The 17,664-nt window shown below is 61.8% G+C and carries 16 protein-coding genes; 6 read left to right on the plus strand and 10 right to left on the minus strand.

The window, feature by feature from the left end; all coding sequences use genetic code 11:
• Nucleotides 1-198 precede the first annotated feature (198 nt).
• From P3T16_RS01095 to P3T16_RS01130, 8 genes are all read right to left on the minus strand, one after another.
• A complete protein-coding gene (locus tag P3T16_RS01095) occupies nucleotides 199-1,365 on the minus strand; it encodes an ABC transporter substrate-binding protein (RefSeq protein ID WP_429340864.1) in 1,167 nt (388 codons plus the stop codon).
• Between the two features lie 535 nt (nucleotides 1,366-1,900).
• Nucleotides 1,901-2,872, minus strand: a complete 972-nt coding sequence (locus tag P3T16_RS01100; protein ID WP_429259244.1) for a branched-chain amino acid ABC transporter permease — start codon at nucleotides 2,870-2,872, stop codon at nucleotides 1,901-1,903.
• Nucleotides 2,872-3,756, minus strand: a complete 885-nt coding sequence (locus tag P3T16_RS01105; RefSeq protein ID WP_429340865.1) for a branched-chain amino acid ABC transporter permease — start codon at nucleotides 3,754-3,756, stop codon at nucleotides 2,872-2,874. The genes P3T16_RS01100 and P3T16_RS01105 overlap by 1 nt, the downstream gene beginning before the upstream one ends.
• Nucleotides 3,757-3,906: 150 nt before the next feature.
• Nucleotides 3,907-5,124: an ABC transporter substrate-binding protein gene (locus tag P3T16_RS01110; RefSeq protein WP_429259246.1), complete on the minus strand. Its 1,218-nt coding sequence runs from the start codon at nucleotides 5,122-5,124 to the stop codon at nucleotides 3,907-3,909.
• A 67-nt stretch (nucleotides 5,125-5,191) separates the two neighbouring features.
• Nucleotides 5,192-5,950: an ABC transporter ATP-binding protein gene (locus tag P3T16_RS01115; RefSeq protein WP_429340866.1), complete on the minus strand. Its 759-nt coding sequence runs from the start codon at nucleotides 5,948-5,950 to the stop codon at nucleotides 5,192-5,194.
• Complete coding sequence (locus P3T16_RS01120; RefSeq protein WP_429340867.1) at nucleotides 5,947-6,726, minus strand: ABC transporter ATP-binding protein; 780 nt, start codon at nucleotides 6,724-6,726, stop codon at nucleotides 5,947-5,949. The genes P3T16_RS01115 and P3T16_RS01120 overlap by 4 nt, the downstream gene beginning before the upstream one ends.
• Before the next feature lie 241 nt (nucleotides 6,727-6,967).
• A complete protein-coding gene (locus tag P3T16_RS01125) occupies nucleotides 6,968-8,671 on the minus strand; it encodes a GMC family oxidoreductase (RefSeq protein ID WP_429340868.1) in 1,704 nt (567 codons plus the stop codon).
• A 951-nt stretch (nucleotides 8,672-9,622) separates the two neighbouring features.
• Nucleotides 9,623-11,143, minus strand: coding sequence for a CoA-acylating methylmalonate-semialdehyde dehydrogenase (locus P3T16_RS01130; protein ID WP_429340869.1), 1,521 nt, complete (start codon nucleotides 11,141-11,143; stop codon nucleotides 9,623-9,625).
• Nucleotides 11,144-11,273: 130 nt separating this feature from the next.
• Here P3T16_RS01130 and P3T16_RS01135 point away from each other — a divergent pair, with 130 nt between their 5' ends.
• Together P3T16_RS01135 and P3T16_RS01140 are read left to right on the plus strand one after the other, a co-directional pair.
• The gene (locus P3T16_RS01135) at nucleotides 11,274-12,173 is read left to right on the plus strand and encodes a LysR family transcriptional regulator (RefSeq protein ID WP_429259252.1); all 900 of its coding nucleotides are present in this window, start codon (nucleotides 11,274-11,276) and stop codon (nucleotides 12,171-12,173) included.
• 184 nt (nucleotides 12,174-12,357) lie between these two features.
• Complete coding sequence (locus tag P3T16_RS01140; protein WP_429340870.1) at nucleotides 12,358-12,894, plus strand: class IV adenylate cyclase; 537 nt, start codon at nucleotides 12,358-12,360, stop codon at nucleotides 12,892-12,894.
• A gap of 33 nt (nucleotides 12,895-12,927) precedes the next feature.
• Here the strand turns inward: P3T16_RS01140 and P3T16_RS01145 are convergent, their stop codons facing one another.
• A complete protein-coding gene (locus P3T16_RS01145) occupies nucleotides 12,928-13,419 on the minus strand; it encodes an Lrp/AsnC family transcriptional regulator (protein ID WP_429259254.1) in 492 nt (163 codons plus the stop codon).
• A 139-nt stretch (nucleotides 13,420-13,558) separates the two neighbouring features.
• Here P3T16_RS01145 and phhA point away from each other — a divergent pair, with 139 nt between their 5' ends.
• Both phhA and P3T16_RS01155 read left to right on the plus strand, forming a co-directional pair.
• Nucleotides 13,559-14,458, plus strand: coding sequence for a phenylalanine 4-monooxygenase (phhA, locus tag P3T16_RS01150; RefSeq protein ID WP_429340871.1), 900 nt, complete (start codon nucleotides 13,559-13,561; stop codon nucleotides 14,456-14,458).
• A gap of 122 nt (nucleotides 14,459-14,580) precedes the next feature.
• Nucleotides 14,581-14,886, plus strand: a complete 306-nt coding sequence (locus tag P3T16_RS01155) for a 4a-hydroxytetrahydrobiopterin dehydratase (RefSeq protein ID WP_429340872.1) — start codon at nucleotides 14,581-14,583, stop codon at nucleotides 14,884-14,886.
• A gap of 92 nt (nucleotides 14,887-14,978) precedes the next feature.
• On the opposite strand, the gene P3T16_RS01160 is transcribed toward P3T16_RS01155, so the two are convergent.
• Entirely contained in the window at nucleotides 14,979-15,203 is a 225-nt protein-coding gene (locus P3T16_RS01160; RefSeq protein WP_429341054.1) for a DUF3717 domain-containing protein, read from the minus strand.
• A 117-nt stretch (nucleotides 15,204-15,320) separates the two neighbouring features.
• On the opposite strand from P3T16_RS01160, the gene P3T16_RS01165 reads away from it, so the two are divergent.
• Both P3T16_RS01165 and P3T16_RS01170 read left to right on the plus strand, forming a co-directional pair.
• Entirely contained in the window at nucleotides 15,321-16,007 is a 687-nt protein-coding gene (locus P3T16_RS01165; protein WP_133661401.1) for a response regulator transcription factor, read from the plus strand.
• 140 nt (nucleotides 16,008-16,147) lie between these two features.
• On the plus strand, nucleotides 16,148-17,647 hold the full coding sequence (locus tag P3T16_RS01170) for a sensor histidine kinase N-terminal domain-containing protein (protein WP_429340873.1): 1,500 nt from the start codon (nucleotides 16,148-16,150) through the stop codon (nucleotides 17,645-17,647).
• Nucleotides 17,648-17,664: the final 17 nt, after the last annotated feature.

Consider the following 17,664-nt stretch of genomic DNA (forward strand, 5'->3'; position numbering starts at 1 on the left):
GGTTTCTGAATCTAGTTTTCGGCTTCGAGCGTGCCTAGCATGGTTTTCCCTGTTCGCCGTGCAAAACCGCTCGCTATGCGTGACTGCGTTACGGCTCACATCTCGCGCGCATCGCTGCTTCAGCGCACGCGCAAGAAAAAAGGCACGTCTGACTGCACGTGCCTTTTTCCCAGGTTCAATTCGTTATCTCGCCTTCGCTCAGTCTGTCGCCAGCTTCCACTTGCCGCCGACAATCTCGACCATCACACGCGCCCGCTGATCGAGACCCGAGTGATCGTTCGCGCTCATGTTGAAGATGCCATGTGAAGCCGGCATGTCCTTCGTGCTTTCGATCGCCGCGCGCAACGCGTCGCGGAATGCCGGCGTGCCTGGCTGGCCCTTCTTCAGCGCAACCGGAATCGCACGTTGCAGCAACAGACCGGCGTCCCACGCGTGACCGCCGAAGGTCGACACGGAACCCGCGCCGTACGCGCCTTCATACGCATGCTTGTAGGTCAGCGCGGATTTCTTCACCGGGTTCGAATCGGGCAGTTGATCCGCAACCAGCAACGGACCCGCCGGCAGATACGTGCCGTCGCAATCCTTGCCGCACACACGCAGGAAGTCGTTATTCGCGACGCCGTGTGTCTGGTAGTACTTGCCCTTGTAGCCGCGTTCCTTTAGCGTCTTTTGCGGCAAAGCGGCCGGCGTACCTGCGCCGGCGATCAGCACGGCATCCGGGTTCTGCGACATCATCTTCAGCACCTGGCCCGTCACCGAAGCGTCATTACGCGCGAAGCGTTCGTTCGCGACAACCTTGATCTTCGCGAGATCCGCGGCCTTGCCGAACTCGCGGAACCAGCTCTCGCCATAAGCGTCCGAGAAGCCGATGAAGGCGACCGACTTCACACCGTGGTTCGACATGTGTTGCGCGATGGCCGTGGCCATCAGGATGTCGTTTTGCGGCGTCTTGTAGACCCATGCGCGCTTCGCGTCCATCGGTTCGACGATCGTGGCCGCGGCGGCCAGCGAGATGATGGGCGTGGTGGTTTCAGCGGCCACGTCGATCATCGCGAGCGAGTTCGGCACGACGGTCGAGCCGATGATCGCGTCGACGTGGTCTTCGCTGGTGAGCTTGCGGGCGTTCTTGACGGCCTGCGTGGAATCCGTCGCGTCGTCGAGCACGATGTACTCGATCTTCTGGCCTGCGACTTCCTTTGGAAGCAGCGCGATCGTGTTCTTTTCCGGAATGCCCAGCGAAGCCGCCGGGCCCGTGGCCGAAACCGTCACGCCGATTTTCACCTGTGCCGATGCGGCACCGCTCCATGCCGCCATTACGCCTGCCGCGACGCATGCCGCGCTGATCCATCGGATTGCCGACTTCATTCCGCTCCTCTACCCCGTGAATATCCGCGCGCAGTGGCGCCGATTAAAAATTCGTGGATTTCTAACGCCGACCGTATGGTCGGCGAATGGCGAGTTTAGCGGACGTGCGCGCCCTGCGGCAAGCGTTTTGCAAGCCTCAGTGCATTGATAATCCAGCGAAAAATGCGAAGGGAAAATCGGAGAGGAAATGTAGAAAGAGGCGCGCGAAGAATCAGTGCGAGATGAAACGGAAACAGCGTGGACCGATTAATGAAAGGACAAATAAAAAGCGCCGCTGGATATCAATCCAGCAGCGCTTTCGTGTGGGCACTTTGTGCCTCATGTCTCCTCGTTCTCCACCTGCAAATTTCGTGTCGCCGGTGCTTCAGAACTGCGTGAAGATTAAACAATCCCCATTCACCAGACAACTAGCATTTACCCTAGTGGTGCAGTGCAGCACTAAATTGGGGCACATTTCGTGGACTTCGACGCATCACACGCCACCGTCAGGCCGCTCATCAGATTGGATGCCGAACTATCTTCATATGCCAAAGACTCACGCGCGCAACGGTCGAACCCGCGCCACGATCTCACCGACAATCCCGCGCCTGAACGCCAGCACACAGGCAATGAAGATCAACCCCGTGACGATGGTCGCCGATTCACCGAACGAGCGAAACCAGTCGATGCCAGTCGTGTTTGCGAGTGCCGTGCCGATGTCGCCCAGCCGGTCTTCGAGGGCGACGATCACCGTCGCGCCGAGCAGCGGCCCGAAAAGCGTGCCCATGCCGCCGACGAGCGTCATCAGGATCACGAGTCCGGACATCGTCCAGTACGCGTCGCCGAGGGTCTCGAACCCGAGCACGAGCACCTTCAGCGAACCGGCGAGCCCTGCCAGTCCCGCCGACAGCACAAACGCCAGCAGCTTGAAGCGATCCGTGTCATAGCCGAGCGAAACCGCGCGCGGCTCGTTCTCCTTGATCGCGATCAGCACCTGGCCGAACGGCGAATGCACAATCCGCACGATCAGCAGAAACGCCAGCACCATCACCGCGAGCACGACGTAGTACAGCGTCAGGTCAGACGACAGGCTCAGGATGCCAGACAGCTTGCCGCGCGGCACGCCTTGCAGCCCATCCTCGCCATGCGTGAACGGCGCCTGCAGAAACACGAAGTAGACCATCTGCGCGAGCGCGAGCGTCACCATCGCGAAGTAGATGCCCTGCCGCCGGATCGCAAAGAGCCCGACGATCAGACCGAGTACCGTCGCCACCGCGGTGCCTGCGATCACGCCCAGCTCCGGCGAAAACCCGAGCGACTGGATCGCGTAGCCTGTCGTGTAACCTGCCGAAGCGAGGAACATCGCGTGACCGAACGACAGCAATCCCGTATAGCCGATCAACAGGTTGAACGCGGCCGCAAAGAGCGCGAAGCACAGCACCTTCATCACGAACAGCGGATAGGCGCCGATGAACGGCGCGGCGATCAGCGCGATCAACAGCAGCCCGTAAAGCGCTTTTCTTTGCATCATTTTTCCTTGCCGAAAAGACCCGCCGGGCGCACCAGCAGCACGAGCGCCATGATCACGAAGACGACGGTCGCCGACGCTTCCGGGTAGAACACACGCGTGAGCCCTTCGATGACGCCGAGCATCAGGCCCGTGAGGATCGAACCCATGATCGACCCCATGCCGCCGATCACGACGACGGCGAACACCGTGATGATCATCGGTTGCCCCATCAGCGGCGAGACCTGGATGACCGGCGCGGCGAGCACGCCCGCGAATGCTGCGAGCGCGACGCCGAAACCGTACGTCAGCGTGATCATCAGCGGCACGTTGACGCCAAATGCTTCGACGAGCTTCGGGTTCTCGGTGCCCGCACGCAGATACGCGCCGAGACGCGTCTTCTCGATGACGAACCACGTCGCGAAGCAGACGACGAGCGAGGCCAGCACCACCCACGCGCGATAGTTCGGCAGGAACATGAAGCCGAGATTGGTCGCACCCGACAACGCGGACGGCACGTCGTACGGCTGCCCGGACGAACCGTAGACCGAGCGGAACACCCCTTCGACGACGAGTGTCAGGCCGAACGTCAGCAGCAGGCCGTAGAGATGGTCGAGACTGTACAGCCAGTGCAGCATCGTGCGCTCGATGACAATGCCAAAGAGCCCGACCAGGAGCGGTGCGAGCACGAGCATCGCCCAGTAAGGGAGATTGAAATACGCGAGGCCCATCCACGTGAGCATCGCGCCGAGCATGAACAAGGCTCCGTGCGCGAAGTTGATCACGTTGAGCAGGCCGAAGATCACGGCGAGACCCAGGCTCAGAATTGCATAGAACGAGCCGTTTACGAGCCCGAGCAGCAACTGGCTCAGCATCGCCGGTAGCGGAATGCCAAAGATATCCATTAAACCCGTCGTCCAGATGAGATCGATAGGCGCGCGAACCGCTCGGCACGCGCGGGCCGTCGGGCGTCCGCACGCGCCCGTGCATCTGCGCGGATCACATGCGACGGTGCCGCCTGCCGCGCCCCCGACCAGGCGGGCGTCAGCCGACGCTTACTTCCACAACGCGCAGCGCGATTCTGCCTTCGTGCCGAATGCCTGGTCGCCCGGGATCGTGGCGGTGATCTTGTAGTAGTCCCACGGCTCTTTCGATTCGGCCGGCTTCTTCACTTCCATCAGGTACATGTCGTGAATCATGCTGCCGTCCTGGCGGATGTAGCCCTTCGCGTAGAAGTCGTCGATCTTGATCTTGTGAAGCTGCTCCATCACCTTGTCGCTGTCGGTCGTACCGGCTGCCTGCACGGACTTCAGATACGTCGTGACGGCCGAGTAATCGGCGGCCTGCAGGCTGGTCGGCATCTTCTTCATCTTGCCGAAGTAGCGCTGCGCCCACTGACGCGTCTTCTCGTCCTTGTTCCAGTACCAGCTGTCCGTCGCCACCAGGCCTTGCGTGGTTTCGAGCCCAAGGCTGTGGATGTCGGTCAGGAAGATCAGCAGCGCGGCGATCTTCATCGTCTTCGTGACGCCGAATTCCTTCGCGGCCTTGATCGCGTTGATCGTATCGCCGCCCGCGTTCGCGAGACCGAGCACCTGCGCCTTCGAGCCCTGCGCCTGTAACAGGAACGACGAAAAGTCCGACGCCGACAGCGGATGACGCACTTCGCCGAGCACCTGGCCGCCGCTCGCCTTCACGACGTCCGACGTGTTCTTTTCGAGCGCCTTGCCGAACGCGTAGTCAGCCGTCAGGAAGTACCACGTCTTGCCGCCCTGTTTTGTCACCGCCGAGCCGGTGCCCTTCGCGAGCGCCATCGTGTCGTACGCGTAGTGAACCGTGTACGGCGTGCATTGCTCGTTCGTCAGGTTGTCCGCGCCTGCGCCGATGTTGATGTACGGAATCTTCTTTTCGCCGGCGACCTGGTTGGTCGAGAGCGCCGTCCCCGAATTCGTGCCGCCGATGATCGCGTTGACACCGTCACGGTCGATCCATTCCCGCGCGCGCGAGGCGGCGATGTCGGCCTTGTTCTGGTGGTCGGCATAGACGAGTTCAATCGGCTTGCCGTTGACCTTGCCGCCGAAGTCAGCAATCGCCATGCGGATCGCTTCGAGGCCGCCCGGGCCGTCGATGTCCGCATACAGGCCGGACAGGTCGCTGATGTAGCCGATTTTCACGGTGTCGCCTGCTGCGGCGTGTGCCGTACCCATCGTCAGCGCGGCGCTTGCGGCGGTTGCGAAACAGAATGCGCTCAACCGCGCGACAGTCTTCAATTTCATGCGTGTCTCCTTGTTTCCAAACTTGTGGTTATTCAGAGGCAATCGGGCGTTCAGACTACATCGACGCTTACACCCCGAGCAGATCGTGTAGAACCGGCATCTTGCTTTCGAGCTCCCCTGCGCCGAAATGCTCGACGATACGTCCGTGTTCCATCACGTAAAAACGGTCAGCGAGTGGCGCCGCAAACCGGAAATTCTGTTCGACCATCACGATTGTGTAGCCACGCGACTTCAGCGTCATGATCATGCGCGCGAGCGCCTGCACGATGACCGGCGCGAGCCCTTCCGAGATTTCGTCGAGAAACAACAGGTTCGCGCCAGTACGCAGGATGCGCGCAACAGCCAGCATCTGCTGCTCCCCACCCGACAGACGCGTGCCCTGACTCATGCGACGCTCCTTCAGATTCGGGAACATCGAATAGATCTCGTCGATCGACATCGCGCGCGACGCGTCGCCGACCGGCGGCGGCAGCAGCAGGTTCTCTTCACACGACAGACTGGAAAAGATACCGCGCTCTTCCGGGCAATAGCCGATGCCGCAATGGGCAATCCTGTGCGTCGGCATCGAGATGGTTTCGCGGCCAGCGACCTTGATCGAGCCCGTGCGGCGGCCGGTGAGTCCCATGATCGCGCGCAGCGTCGTCGTACGGCCGGCGCCATTGCGGCCGAGCAGCGTAACGACTTCGCCCGGATTCACCGTGAGATCGACGCCGTGCAAAATGTGGGATTCGCCGTACCATGCCTGCAGGCCGGCGATCGCCAGCGCAGGCACAGCGCCGGCCGCGCCGCTCACTTCGGCGCTTTCGCGTTCCGCAATTGTGTTCATGCGTGCGCTCCCGCAAGGGCCGCGTCCGCGCTGCCCATGTAGGCCTGCATGACAAGCGGGTTCTTCGACACGTCCGCGTAGCTGCCCTCGGCGAGCACCTCGCCGCGTTGCAGAACCGTGATCGTGTCGGAGATACCGGCGATGACGTTCATATTGTGCTCGACCATCAGGATCGTGCGCCCCGCCGACACCTTCTTGATCAGTGCCGTCACACGGTCGACGTCCTCATGGCCCATGCCTTGCGTCGGTTCGTCGAGCAGCATCAGTTCGGGTTCCATCGAAAGTGTCGTCGCGATTTCGAGCGCGCGCTTGCGGCCGTACGAGAGCTCGACGGTGAGCACATCAGCGAAATCCGTGAGACCGACCTGCGTAAGCAGATCCATCGCGCGGTCGTTCAGCTGACGCAGCGTGCGTTCGCTCTTCCAGAAATGAAAGGACGTGCCCAGCGAGCGCTGCAGGCCGACGCGCACGTTCTGCAATGCTGTCAGATGTGGAAATACCGCGGAAATCTGGAACGACCGGATGATGCCGCGTCGCGCGATCTGTGCCGGACGGTCGCGCGTGATATCGATGCCGTTGAATACGATCTGGCCCGCAGTCGGTTCGAGGAATTTGGTCAGCAGGTTGAAGCAGGTCGTTTTGCCGGCGCCGTTCGGGCCGATCAGCGCATGGATCGAACCACGGCGCACGCGCAGGTTCACACCGCTTACAGCGGTGAAGCCCTTGAATTCCCTGGTCAATCCGCGCGTTTCAAGAATCGTGTCGCCGAGAATCATGTTCCCTTCCATACGGAGTAAGGCGAACTGCTACGATCTTCCGCGCCTTCAAGCCGCGCGACGTTTTATAACGACACCCCCGTGTCGCCTGTTTTGCGTGGTGCACCAATACGGACGGTAATCCCTGCCGCACCACGCAGCACGGATGCCATTGTCTCGCCAATGATGCAGCGCATTCATTGGGATTTGCACTTAGTGTTTTATGCGCACCCCTCATGCGATTGCACGCAAGGCTTGCATGTCATGCAATAGACACAGTCTGCGGATGGTGTGTCTCCGTTTCGAGACCTGCGAGACGCGCGCGACGATCGGCGCGGATCATGTCGCTCGCGCGCTCGGCGATCATCAGCGTCGGCGAGTTCGTGTTGCCCGAGGTAATGGTCGGCATGACCGACGCATCGACGACGCGCAGGCCATCGACGCCGATCACGCGCAGCCGGTTATCGACGACGGCGGCGGGATCGTCGGCGGTGCCCATCCGGCAGGTCCCGACCGGATGGAAGATGGTTGTGCCGACATTGCCGGCGGCCTGCTGCAATTCTTCTTCGGTCTGGAACTGGATGCCCGGCAGGATTTCTTCGGGGCGATAGCGCGCGAGCGCAGGCGCGGCTGCGATACGGCGCGTGAGACGCATCGCGTTGGCGGCGACGTGGCGGTCGTAATCGGTGGAGAGATAGTTTGGCGCAATGAGCGGCGGCGCATGCGGATCATTGGATTCGATGTGGATGCTGCCACGCGACGTCGGCCGCAACTGACACACAGAAGCGGTGAACGCGTTGAACCGGTGCAGCGGCTCGCCGAAGCGATCGAGCGACAGCGGCTGCACGTGATACTCGAGATCGGGCCGCGTAATCGAGGGATCGTCGGAATTCGACTTTGCGAACGCACCGAGTTGCGACGGCGACATCGACATCGGGCCGCTTTGCAGCAGCAGATATTGCAGGCCGATCATCAGCTTGCCCCACCAGTGCGCGGACGCCGTGTTGAGCGTGCGCACGCCGCTGACCTTATAAGCCATGCGCAACTGCAAGTGATCCTGCAGGTTTTCACCGACGCCGCGCAGGTCGTGCACAACATCGATGCCGAGGTTTTGCAGACGCGCGCCGTTACCGATGCCGGAGAGTTCGAGCAATTGCGGCGAATTGACCGCGCCCGAACAGAGCACGACTTCGCAGCGTGCCTTTGCGATGAAGTCGGTATCGCCGCCACGATATTCGACGCCGGTGCAGCGACGGCCTTCGAAGACGAGGCGTTGTGTGAGCGCACCGGTGATGATGGTGAGATTCGGGCGTTGCATTGCCGGGCGCAGGAAGGCTTTCGATGCGTTCCAGCGGATGCCGCGTTTCTGGTTGACGTCGAAGTAGCCGACGCCGGTGTTGTCACCGCGGTTGAAATCATCGGTAGCGGGGATGCCGGTTTGCTGTGCGGCCTGCGCGAAGGTTTCGAGCACTTTCCATTTCAGCCGCTGCTTTTCGACGCGCCACGGGCCGCCTGCGCCGTGTGATTCACTGGCGCCGCCGTGATAGTCCTCGCTGCGTTTGAAGACTGGCAATACGTTTTGCCATGCCCACGATGGGTCGTTCGTGACGCGTGCCCAGTCGTCATAGTCTTCGCGCTGGCCGCGCATGTAGATCATGCCGTTGATCGACGAGCTGCCTCCTAGCACGCGTCCGCGTGGGTAAGAGAGGGTGCGGCCGTTCAGGCCGGTTTCCGGTTGCGTTTTGTAGAGCCAGTCAGTGCGCGGGTTGCCGATGCAGTAGAGGTAGCCTACTGGCACGTGGATCCAGTGGTAGTCGTCCTTGCCGCCTGCCTCTAGCAGTAGGACTTTTACTTCTGGGTCTTCGCTCAGGCGGTTCGCCAGAACGCAGCCCGCTGTGCCCGCGCCGATTACGATGTAGTCGAATTCGCCTTCGAGTGTGCGGGGGTTTGTTGATTCATGGTTCATGATGGTCACCCAGTGGCTCCTTGGCCGTGTCGCCGTTCACGACATAACGGTTGGGTTTTTGCTTTTTTGCTTTTTGCTTTTTTCCCTTGTCTTGCTTTGGTGTGTTTGCTTTTGCCTTCGGACTGTTTCGTTGGCCTTTCCTTGTATTCACGTCGGTCTATTTGCGTCGCCCCTGTGCGGGGCGGCACCTACTTTTCTTTGTCCTTGCCAAAGAAAAGTAGGCAAAAGAAAGGCGCCGAAAACTCGTCCGTTCCGGAGTGTGTCGCTACCGGGGAATGGCACCCCATGAAGTGTCGCCCCCACATTTCATGTGGCCTTGGTCCGCACACGAGACCATCCCCCGCACAGCACCGCCAGTGACAAAGCAATCATTCACCCGCCTCCGCGCTACGCGCGTCGCCGACCTGCATAACCTTCAAGCACGTCCGTCCTAGCCTCAACCGTTTCGTCTTCACCCCCGTCAGGCCTCCGCACTCTTACCACCTTTAAGTCCTTGAGTGTCTAAGCCTTAAGCCTTGAGCCTTGAGCCTTGAGCCTTGAGCTTTTGAGCTTTTGGGGTCTTCTGTCTTTCCGCAGTTCAGTGCACGTTCCTTTTTCGGCGACCGGTCCAGCGACGCTTGCGTCATGACGCCGAGGTACCGGCATCCGTATCATCCGCGCCGCGACGCACGTAGTGCGGAGTGGGATGGATGACTGCCTTGTCACATGTGTGACTCACGCGCTGGATCAGATCGTGCGCGGACCACGGTCGCGCGAAGTGCGGGGGAGACACCTCATGGGGTGCCATTCCCCGCGTGCGACGCAACCCGGAACGGACGACATTTCGGCGCCTTTCTTTTGCCTACTTTTCTTTGGCAAGGACAAAGAAAAGTAGGTGCCGCCCCGCACAGGGGCGACGCCAATAGACCAACACCAAAGCAAGGAAAGGCCAACAACAACAGCAACAAACCCTTACTTAGCCACCGGCATCGTAAACTCAGCGCCCTTGGCAATACTGTCCGGCCACCGCTGCATGATGCTCTTGTATCGCGTATAAAACCTCACACCTTCTTCACCATAGGCATGGTGATCGCCGAACAACGACCGCTTCCACCCACCAAAAGAATGCCAGGCCATCGGCACAGGAATGGGCACATTAATCCCGACCATCCCGATCTGGATCTGCCGCGAAAAAGCACGGGCCACACCGCCGTCAGAGGTAAACAACGACACCCCATTAGCAAACTCATTCGAGTTGATCAACTCAACTGCAGAAGCAAAATCCGGCACCCGCACCACACACAACACCGGACCAAAAATCTCTTCCTTATAAATCGTCATGTCGGTCTTCACATCATCGAACAAGGTCCCGCCAAGGAAGAACCCCTGCTCGTGACCCTCGACCTGATGTCCACGTCCATCGACGACCAGCTTCGCGCCAGCAGCAACACCCGCATCAATGTATCCCGCCACCTTCGCGCGATGCGCGCCCGTCACGAGCGGCCCCATCTCGGCCTCTGAATCCATCCCGTTGCGAATCTTCAGCGTCTCCACCCGTGGCGTAAGACGCTCGATCAACTCGTCAGCGATGTGACCCACTGCAACCGCCACCGAAATCGCCATGCAACGCTCGCCCGCCGATCCGTACGCGGCGCCGATCAATGCATCGACGGCCTGATCAAGATCCGCATCCGGCATCACGACCAGATGATTCTTCGCACCGCCCAGCGCCTGCACCCGCTTGCCGCGCTTCGTGCCTTCCGTATAGATGTATTCGGCAATCGGCGTCGAACCCACAAACGAAAGCGCGCTCACATCCGGATGTTGAAGCAGCGCGTCGACCGTCACCTTGTCGCCATGTACGACGTTGAACACGCCATCCGGCAAGCCCGCTTCCTTCATCAGTTCAGCCAGCCGGATCGACGCCGACGGATCGCGCTCCGATGGCTTCAGCACAAACGTATTCCCGCACGCGATCGCAACCGGGAACATCCAGCACGGCACCATCATCGGGAAATTGAACGGCGTCACGCCCGCAACCACACCCAGCGATTGACGCAGGTTCCAGTTGTCGATACCGCCGCCGATCTGGTCAGTGAAATCGGTCTTCAGCAGATTCGGAATACCACACGCGAATTCAACGATCTCGATGCCGCGCATCACCTCGCCCTTCGCGTCCGAAAATACCTTGCCGTGTTCACGCGTGATGAGTTCAGCCAGCTCATCGTGGTGACGGTCGAGCAGTTCCTTGAACTTGAACAGAACACGCGCACGCTTGATCGGCGCCGTCTCGCTCCACGCCGGATACGCCGCCTTCGCCGCAGCCACAGCCGCATCGACTTCCGCGACGCTCGCAAGCGGCACGCGCGCGCTCACCGTGCCCAGTGCCGGGTTGAATACGTCGGCGAAGCGGTCGCTTTTGCCTTCAGTGGCGCGGCCGTTGATAACGTGCGTCAGCGCGCGCACGCGTGCGCCTTGATCTGTCTCGCTCATGTCATTCCTCTTCGGTGAATATCGGTACTCGCGGTTTGCATACGCGGCTGATCGAAGCGTAAACGTCCTTCGTCTCGAAAATCCAATGAGTAATGCTCAATTGCGGTATAAGGCGCGCTAATATCAGGATATGGACCTGACTCTGCTCCGGGCATTCGTCACCGTCGCGCGCGAGGGCAATCTCACGCGCGCGGCCGTGCAGCTGCACCTGACCCAACCCGCCGTCAGCCTGCAGATCAAGCATCTGCAGGAGACGCTCGGCGTGTCGCTTTTCACGCGGACGTCGCACGGACTCACGCTCACCCGCGATGGTCAGGCGTTGCTGCCGCACGCCGAACGGGCGCTCACCGCCGCCAGCGACGTGCAGCGCGCAGCCGCCACGCTGCGCCACGAAGTGCGCGGCCGGCTGCGTATCGGGACGATCCTCGATCCGCAGTTCCTGCGGCTTGGCGGCTTTCTGAAGCAGCTCGTGGAAACCTGGCCGCAGATCGAAACCGCGCTGCGGCACGGCATGTCGGGCTGGGTGCGCGACCAGATCCTCGCGCGCGAACTGGACGTCGGCTACTACATCGGCCAGCCGTCGGAAGACGATAGCCGCAGCGAAGCGGCGTTTCACGTTGTCACGCTCACGCACTTCCAGTACCGCGTGCTTGCGCCGCCGGGCTGGAAAGACCGCGTCAAGGGCGCGCGCGACTGGCGTGCTCTCGCCGCGCTGCCGTGGATCTGGACGCCGCCCGCGTCCGCGCACAACCGGCTGCTGTCGCATCTGTTCGACGAGGCCGGCGTGAAGCCGGTCAAGGTGGCCGAGGTCGACCAGGAGCCGTCGATGCTCGACCTCGTCAAATCGGGCGTTGGCCTGTCGCTCGCCCGCGACGCCACCGCCATCGCCGAAGCGCACGCCCACGCGCTGACGATCGTCGACGGCATCACGGTGCCCACCGAGCTCACGTTCATCAGCCTCGCCAGCCGCAAGGACGAACCGGCCATCGCCGCCGCCATGAAACTGATCGAGCAGCAATGGACGATATGAGCGCGGCTCATGACAGCCGTCGCTGCGAACGTTGACGTAACGACGCCGTCACGTGCTTTTTGCTAGATTCGAGTTTTGCGCACCGCGCAACGCCCGCCTTCTGACTTTCCGCTGGTCCATCTCGACGCGCTTCGATGCACGACCTGAAGCCGTCGCCCGCCCTATCTTTCGACAGGAGTCTCACATGGCACGCAACATCGAGATCAAAGCCCGCGCCCGGCAATTCGACGAACTGCGCGAACGCGCCGCGCAGCTTTCGCCGGACGCGCCGCTGATCTTCCGCCAGCAGGACTTCTTCTACGACGTGCCGCGCGGCCGTCTGAAACTACGTCAGTTCGACGATGGCACGCCCGCCGAACTGATCTTCTATCAACGCGACGACCGCGACGGCCCGAAGGCGTCGTACTACACACGCAGCCCGGTCACGAACGCCGAAGCGATGCACTCGCTGCTGGCCACGGCCCTGACCACGCGTGGCATCGTCACGAAGGAACGCCACGTGTATCTGATCGGGCGCACGCGGATTCATCTGGATCGCGTCGACGGTCTGGGCGACTTCATCGAACTCGAAGTTGTGCTCGCGCAGGATGACGATGAGGAGGGCGGCGAAGCCGAGGCGCACGCGATGTTCGCGAAGCTCGGCGTGCCGGAGTCGGATCTGGTGGCGGTCGCCTACGTGGATCTGCTCAATCCGGAGAGCGAACCGCTGAAGGTGGCCTGAGCTGGCCCGCGCAGCAGCAGAACGCCCGCGCTTTCACGCGGCGGGCGCGCCCGGCGACAGATGGCCGAGCGGTAATGGCCCGTTGCGCTTGAAGGTCGTGAGCACGATGTTGGAGCGCACACTGTCGACGCCGGGCACACGCATCAGCTTCTTCATCACGAACGACGAAAGCGCGTTCAGATCGGGCGCCACGATCCGCAGCAGATAATCCGCATCACCGACGACGGCGTGGCACTCCAGCACCTCCGGCAGCACGTCGAGCTGCTGCTGGAACTGTTCGATGATCGAATCGCCGTGGTGCTTCAGTTTCAGGCTGGTAAAGGCGGTGACGCCGAGCCCGAGCTTCTCGGGCCGCAACACGACGCGATAGCCGTCGATCACACCCGTCGATTCGAGCCGCTGCAACCGCCGGCCGATCTGCGACGGCGACAGCGGAATCTGCTCGCCAAGCTGCTGGTGCGTGGCACGCCCGAAGCGCTGCAGCACTTCTAGAAGCGCCAGATCGAAGTGATCGAGTTCGAGCATGATGATTCTCCGCATTGAATTGCTATTTAGTGCACGATTATTGCATATCAACGACCAGTAACGCCATCATTGCGCCCTTTCCGCGTGTTCGCCGCTCTACACTTGCAGACATCCTCACTCTGCAGCAACGCGCATCTTCATGTCGACGGCCAGCACCGCAAAACTCAAGGAACAGTTCGACGCCGGTCTTGAAACCCGCGCCGATTTCACCATCGATCAGCCGATGCATCGCTACGGCGCCGTCGATCACGCGGTGTGGAAGCAGCTTTATAAACGTCAGACAGCGCTGCTTAAGGGCCGCGTCTGCGATGAATTCCTGGCAGGCGTGGCGCAGCTGAACCTGCCGGCGGAACGGGTGCCGTCGTTTGATGCCATCAACGCGCAACTGACGCCCGCCACCGGCTGGCAGATCGTCGCCGTGCCGGGTCTCGTGCCAGATCGCGTTTTCTTCGAGCATCTGGCGAACCGGCGGTTTCCGGTCACCTGGTGGATGCGTCGACCCGACCAGCTCGACTATCTGCAGGAACCGGACTGCTTTCACGACCTGTTCGGCCACGTGCCGCTGCTGATCAATCCTGTCTTCGCCGACTACATGCACGCCTACGGCCGCGCGGCGCTCGCCGCCAGCGACGCCGGCGCGCTGCCGCTACTCGCGCGTCTCTACTGGTACACGGTCGAATTCGGCCTGATCCGCGATGCGGCGAGCCCCAACGGCGTGAAAATCTACGGCGCGGGCATCGTGTCGAGCAAGGGCGAGACGCTATACAGCCAGCAAAGCGACGCGCCGAACCGCATCGGCTTCGATCTGGAGCGCGTGATGCAGACGCGCTACCGGATCGACACGTTCCAGAAAACGTACTTTGTCATTGATGACTTCGCACAGCTGTTCGACGTCGCGCGTACCGACTTTGCGCCGCTGCTCGCGAAACTCGTCGATCAACCCGCGCTCGCTGCCGGCGAGATATGCGACATGCGAGACGCTGGCCGCATCATCACACGCGGCACGCAGGAAGGCTGGGAAGCCGAAGGCGACGTCTGACCGCGGCTGCCGCACGGCAGCCGCGGTCAGCAGCGCATCCGCATCCGTGAAAAAATAGTCCGACACGCGCGTGCCGTGCCGCAGCGGGGACGCGCGTACAACCCGGCTGACGAGGTATTCCGATGATCCAGAAACTGACTTCCGAAGCACGCGCAACGCAGCTCAGCCAGCTGGACGGCTGGCAGGTCGCGAGCGGTCGCGACGCGATCCAGCGTCAGTTCCAGTTCGCCGACTTCAACGAGGCGTTTGGCTTCATGACACGCGTCGCGATCAAGGCGCAGGAGATGGACCACCATCCCGAGTGGTTCAACGTCTACAACAAGGTGGACATCACGCTGTCGACGCACGAGGTGAACGGCGTCACGGAGCGCGACATCGCCATGGCCCGTTTCATCGACGGAATCGCGAAACCGGCACAGCGCGAATGATGCAGGGAAAATGGCAACGAGACAGGGAAAAACCGCCCGAACACGTCTGATGAAAGGGTTTTGCAGGTATTCAGGCTACCAAACCTTCACTTCTACAGGCCGTTCTTAAGGCGCACGTAAGAATCCCACGCTTCGCGGGCCATCGCGTCCAAACGTTCCGGTTCGAGCCAGGTCTCTCGCTGTACAATCATCTGCGCATACGGCCTGGAGAGCGCGCTTGCCTCCTTGCACAGGCTGAGTTCGTCGCCGCTCGAAGGTGAGCGGCTGCGCCAGAAGTTGATCGCAGCCTCGAGTTCGTTGATCGTAATGACGGACATGACTTTCGTGATCATTCGATGGCCGCATCGCACGGCAACGCCGCACAAGCTGTGCAGCAGGCGCTCCGGCGAACGCATGCACGAAACGCCTAAACCCATTGTACTTGAGCGAAATCCATGCGACTCCTTCTGATCGAAGATGACCGCCCCATCGCACGCGGCATCCAAAGTAGCCTCGAACAAGCCGGCTTCACGGTCGACATGGTCCACGACGGTATCTTCGCCGAACAGGCTCTCACGCAAAACCGTCACGAACTCGTGATCCTCGATCTGGGCCTGCCCGGCATCGACGGCATGACGCTGCTCTCGCGCTTCCGCCAGAGCAACCGCCACACGCCGGTGATCGTGCTGACTGCGCGCGACGAGTTGAACGACCGCGTTCAGGGCCTCAATTCCGGCGCCGACGACTACATGCTGAAGCCATTCGAACCCGCCGAACTCGAAGCGCGTATCCGCGCGGTGATGCGCCGCAGCGGCCCGCACGGCGACATGCCGCGTCCGGAAGTTTCGCTGGGCGGCGTGCGTCTGTCGGGCGTCGACCGCCGCATCTTCAACGACGACAAGCCGCTCGAACTGTCGCCGCGCGAATTCGCGGTGCTCGAAATGCTGCTGCTGCGTCATGGCCGCGTGGTGAGCAAGGCGCAACTGCAGGATCACCTGACGCACTTCGGCGGCGATCTCGGCGATACGGCGATCGAAGTCTATGTGCACCGGGTGCGCAAAAAGCTCGAAGCCTGCCGCGTGGAAATCGTCACGGTGCGTGGCTTTGGGTATCTGCTGCAGGAAATCCGTCAGGCCGCGTAACCGCGTGTTTCACCCGGTGGCCTGATACGGCCGGGCCTTCGCCGTCGGGCACCTTTTTGTCGAGATGCCCATCGGCGCCCGGCTTTTTTCGCGGACGAGGAGTAATCTGATCCGCGTTGATTCTTTTTGCGCGTTCGACCATGCCCCATCCGGTCGCGAACAGCCTGCGGCGCTCGCTGCTGCGCCGCCTCGCTGCTCCCCTTTCGCTGCTCGCGCTGATGAGCGGCCTCATCGCTTACTGGCTTGCATGGCAGTACACGCAGCACGTCGTCGACCGTTCCCTCGCTGACCTCGCCACCGCCATCTCGCGGCAGGTGCAGATCGCCGGACCCGACGCGCCCATTACCGTGCCGCCGCTCGCGCAGGCGATGTTCTCCGATCCGGTCGAACAGCTCGTCTACCGCATCAGCAACGGCGAAACCGAAATTGCCGGCGATCCCAAGCTGCCGCTGCAAGGTACCAGTGTGCGACGCATGCACTACGCGTATGTGTTCGAGACGGAGCACGAAGGCACGAGCGTGCGCGTCGCGCAGGTACGCGTGAACCAGCCGCAGGGCAATCCGATCGTCGTCGAGGTCGGCCAGCCGGTCCATCATCGCTTCCGCATTGCCGCCGAGTTTCTCGTCGCGATCATGATGCCCCTGCTGTTGCTGCTGCTTGCCGGCTGGGTGATCGTGTGGCGCGTCGTGAACCAGCAGCTCAATCCGCTCACCGATCTCGCCGATTCGCTGAACCGGCAGACGCACACGTCACTTGAACCGGTCGACGAAACGTTTGTGCCGATCGAAATCCGGCCGCTCACGAGCGCACTGAATGGTCTGCTCGACCGCCTGAAAACCGCGCTCGATGGGCAGCGCAAATTCATCGCCGACGCCGCGCATCAGCTTCGCACGCCGCTAACCGCAGTGAAACTGCACGCCGAGCAGGCCGCCATTGCGCGTGAACCGAAGCAGGTGCTGGTCGCCGTGCGCGAACTGCGCGCGGCCGCAGATCGTGCAGTGCGCCTGTCGAACCAGTTGTTGTCGCTCGCGCGTGCGGAGCCAGGCGAACAGGCCGCGCGTTTCATGAACGTCGATATGGCCGCGCTCGCGTTCGAAACCGGTGCGGAATGGGTACCGCGAGCGCTTGCGGTCCACGTCGATCTGGGCTTTCAGCGCCTCGACGACCCGGCTAACGACCGTCCGCTGATCGCGCGCGGCAATCCGGTGTTGCTGCACGAAGTGTTCGCCAACCTGCTCGACAATGCGCTCAAATATGTGCCGCCCACGCGCTACGACGGCGGCCGCATCACGGTCAGCGTGTCACAGGTTATCGACGACGGCCGCGCGATGGCGGAAATCATCGTCGAAGATAACGGCGCGGGCGTGCCGCCCAGGCAGCAGGCGGAACTGTTCAAACGGTTTTTCCGCGGCGATGGACAAAGCGACACGGGCGTCGACGGGGGCGCCGGTCTGGGTCTCGCGATTGTTCACGACATCATGGTGCTGCACGGCGGCGACGTGCACTACGAAGATGCTGCCGACGGTGGCGCGCGTTTCATCGTGCGCATTCCAGTTGCCACGGACGTCGCGGGCAGCGTGCAAGATGCGCCCGGCCGCGCGACAAAAAAATCGGCGCACCAGGCGCCGATCGATATGTGATGTCTGGCGGGCGCGCG

Origin of the sequence: Paraburkholderia sp. GAS42, assembly GCF_050436565.1 — a bacterium.
Classification (GTDB): Bacteria; Pseudomonadota; Gammaproteobacteria; order Burkholderiales; family Burkholderiaceae; genus Paraburkholderia.

Coding starts and splice junctions, on each gene's coding strand:
- P3T16_RS01095 (WP_429340864.1), bottom strand. CDS start 1,365: ATGAAGTCGGCAATCCGATGGATCAGCGCGGCATGCGTCGCGGCAGGC.
- P3T16_RS01125 (WP_429340868.1), bottom strand. CDS start 8,671: ATGAACCATGAATCAACAAACCCCCGCACACTCGAAGGCGAATTCGAC.
- P3T16_RS01145 (WP_429259254.1), bottom strand. CDS start 13,419: ATGCTCGAACTCGATCACTTCGATCTGGCGCTTCTAGAAGTGCTGCAG.
- P3T16_RS01140 (WP_429340870.1), top strand. CDS start 12,358: ATGGCACGCAACATCGAGATCAAAGCCCGCGCCCGGCAATTCGACGAA.
- phhA (WP_429340871.1), top strand. CDS start 13,559: ATGTCGACGGCCAGCACCGCAAAACTCAAGGAACAGTTCGACGCCGGT.
- P3T16_RS01100 (WP_429259244.1), bottom strand. CDS start 2,872: ATGCAAAGAAAAGCGCTTTACGGGCTGCTGTTGATCGCGCTGATCGCC.
- P3T16_RS01120 (WP_429340867.1), bottom strand. CDS start 6,726: ATGATTCTCGGCGACACGATTCTTGAAACGCGCGGATTGACCAGGGAA.
- P3T16_RS01135 (WP_429259252.1), top strand. CDS start 11,274: ATGGACCTGACTCTGCTCCGGGCATTCGTCACCGTCGCGCGCGAGGGC.
- P3T16_RS01115 (WP_429340866.1), bottom strand. CDS start 5,950: ATGAACACAATTGCGGAACGCGAAAGCGCCGAAGTGAGCGGCGCGGCC.
- P3T16_RS01130 (WP_429340869.1), bottom strand. CDS start 11,143: ATGAGCGAGACAGATCAAGGCGCACGCGTGCGCGCGCTGACGCACGTT.
- P3T16_RS01170 (WP_429340873.1), top strand. CDS start 16,148: ATGCCCCATCCGGTCGCGAACAGCCTGCGGCGCTCGCTGCTGCGCCGC.
- P3T16_RS01110 (WP_429259246.1), bottom strand. CDS start 5,124: ATGAAATTGAAGACTGTCGCGCGGTTGAGCGCATTCTGTTTCGCAACC.
- P3T16_RS01155 (WP_429340872.1), top strand. CDS start 14,581: ATGATCCAGAAACTGACTTCCGAAGCACGCGCAACGCAGCTCAGCCAG.
- P3T16_RS01165 (WP_133661401.1), top strand. CDS start 15,321: ATGCGACTCCTTCTGATCGAAGATGACCGCCCCATCGCACGCGGCATC.
- P3T16_RS01105 (WP_429340865.1), bottom strand. CDS start 3,756: ATGGATATCTTTGGCATTCCGCTACCGGCGATGCTGAGCCAGTTGCTG.
- P3T16_RS01160 (WP_429341054.1), bottom strand. CDS start 15,203: ATGTCCGTCATTACGATCAACGAACTCGAGGCTGCGATCAACTTCTGG.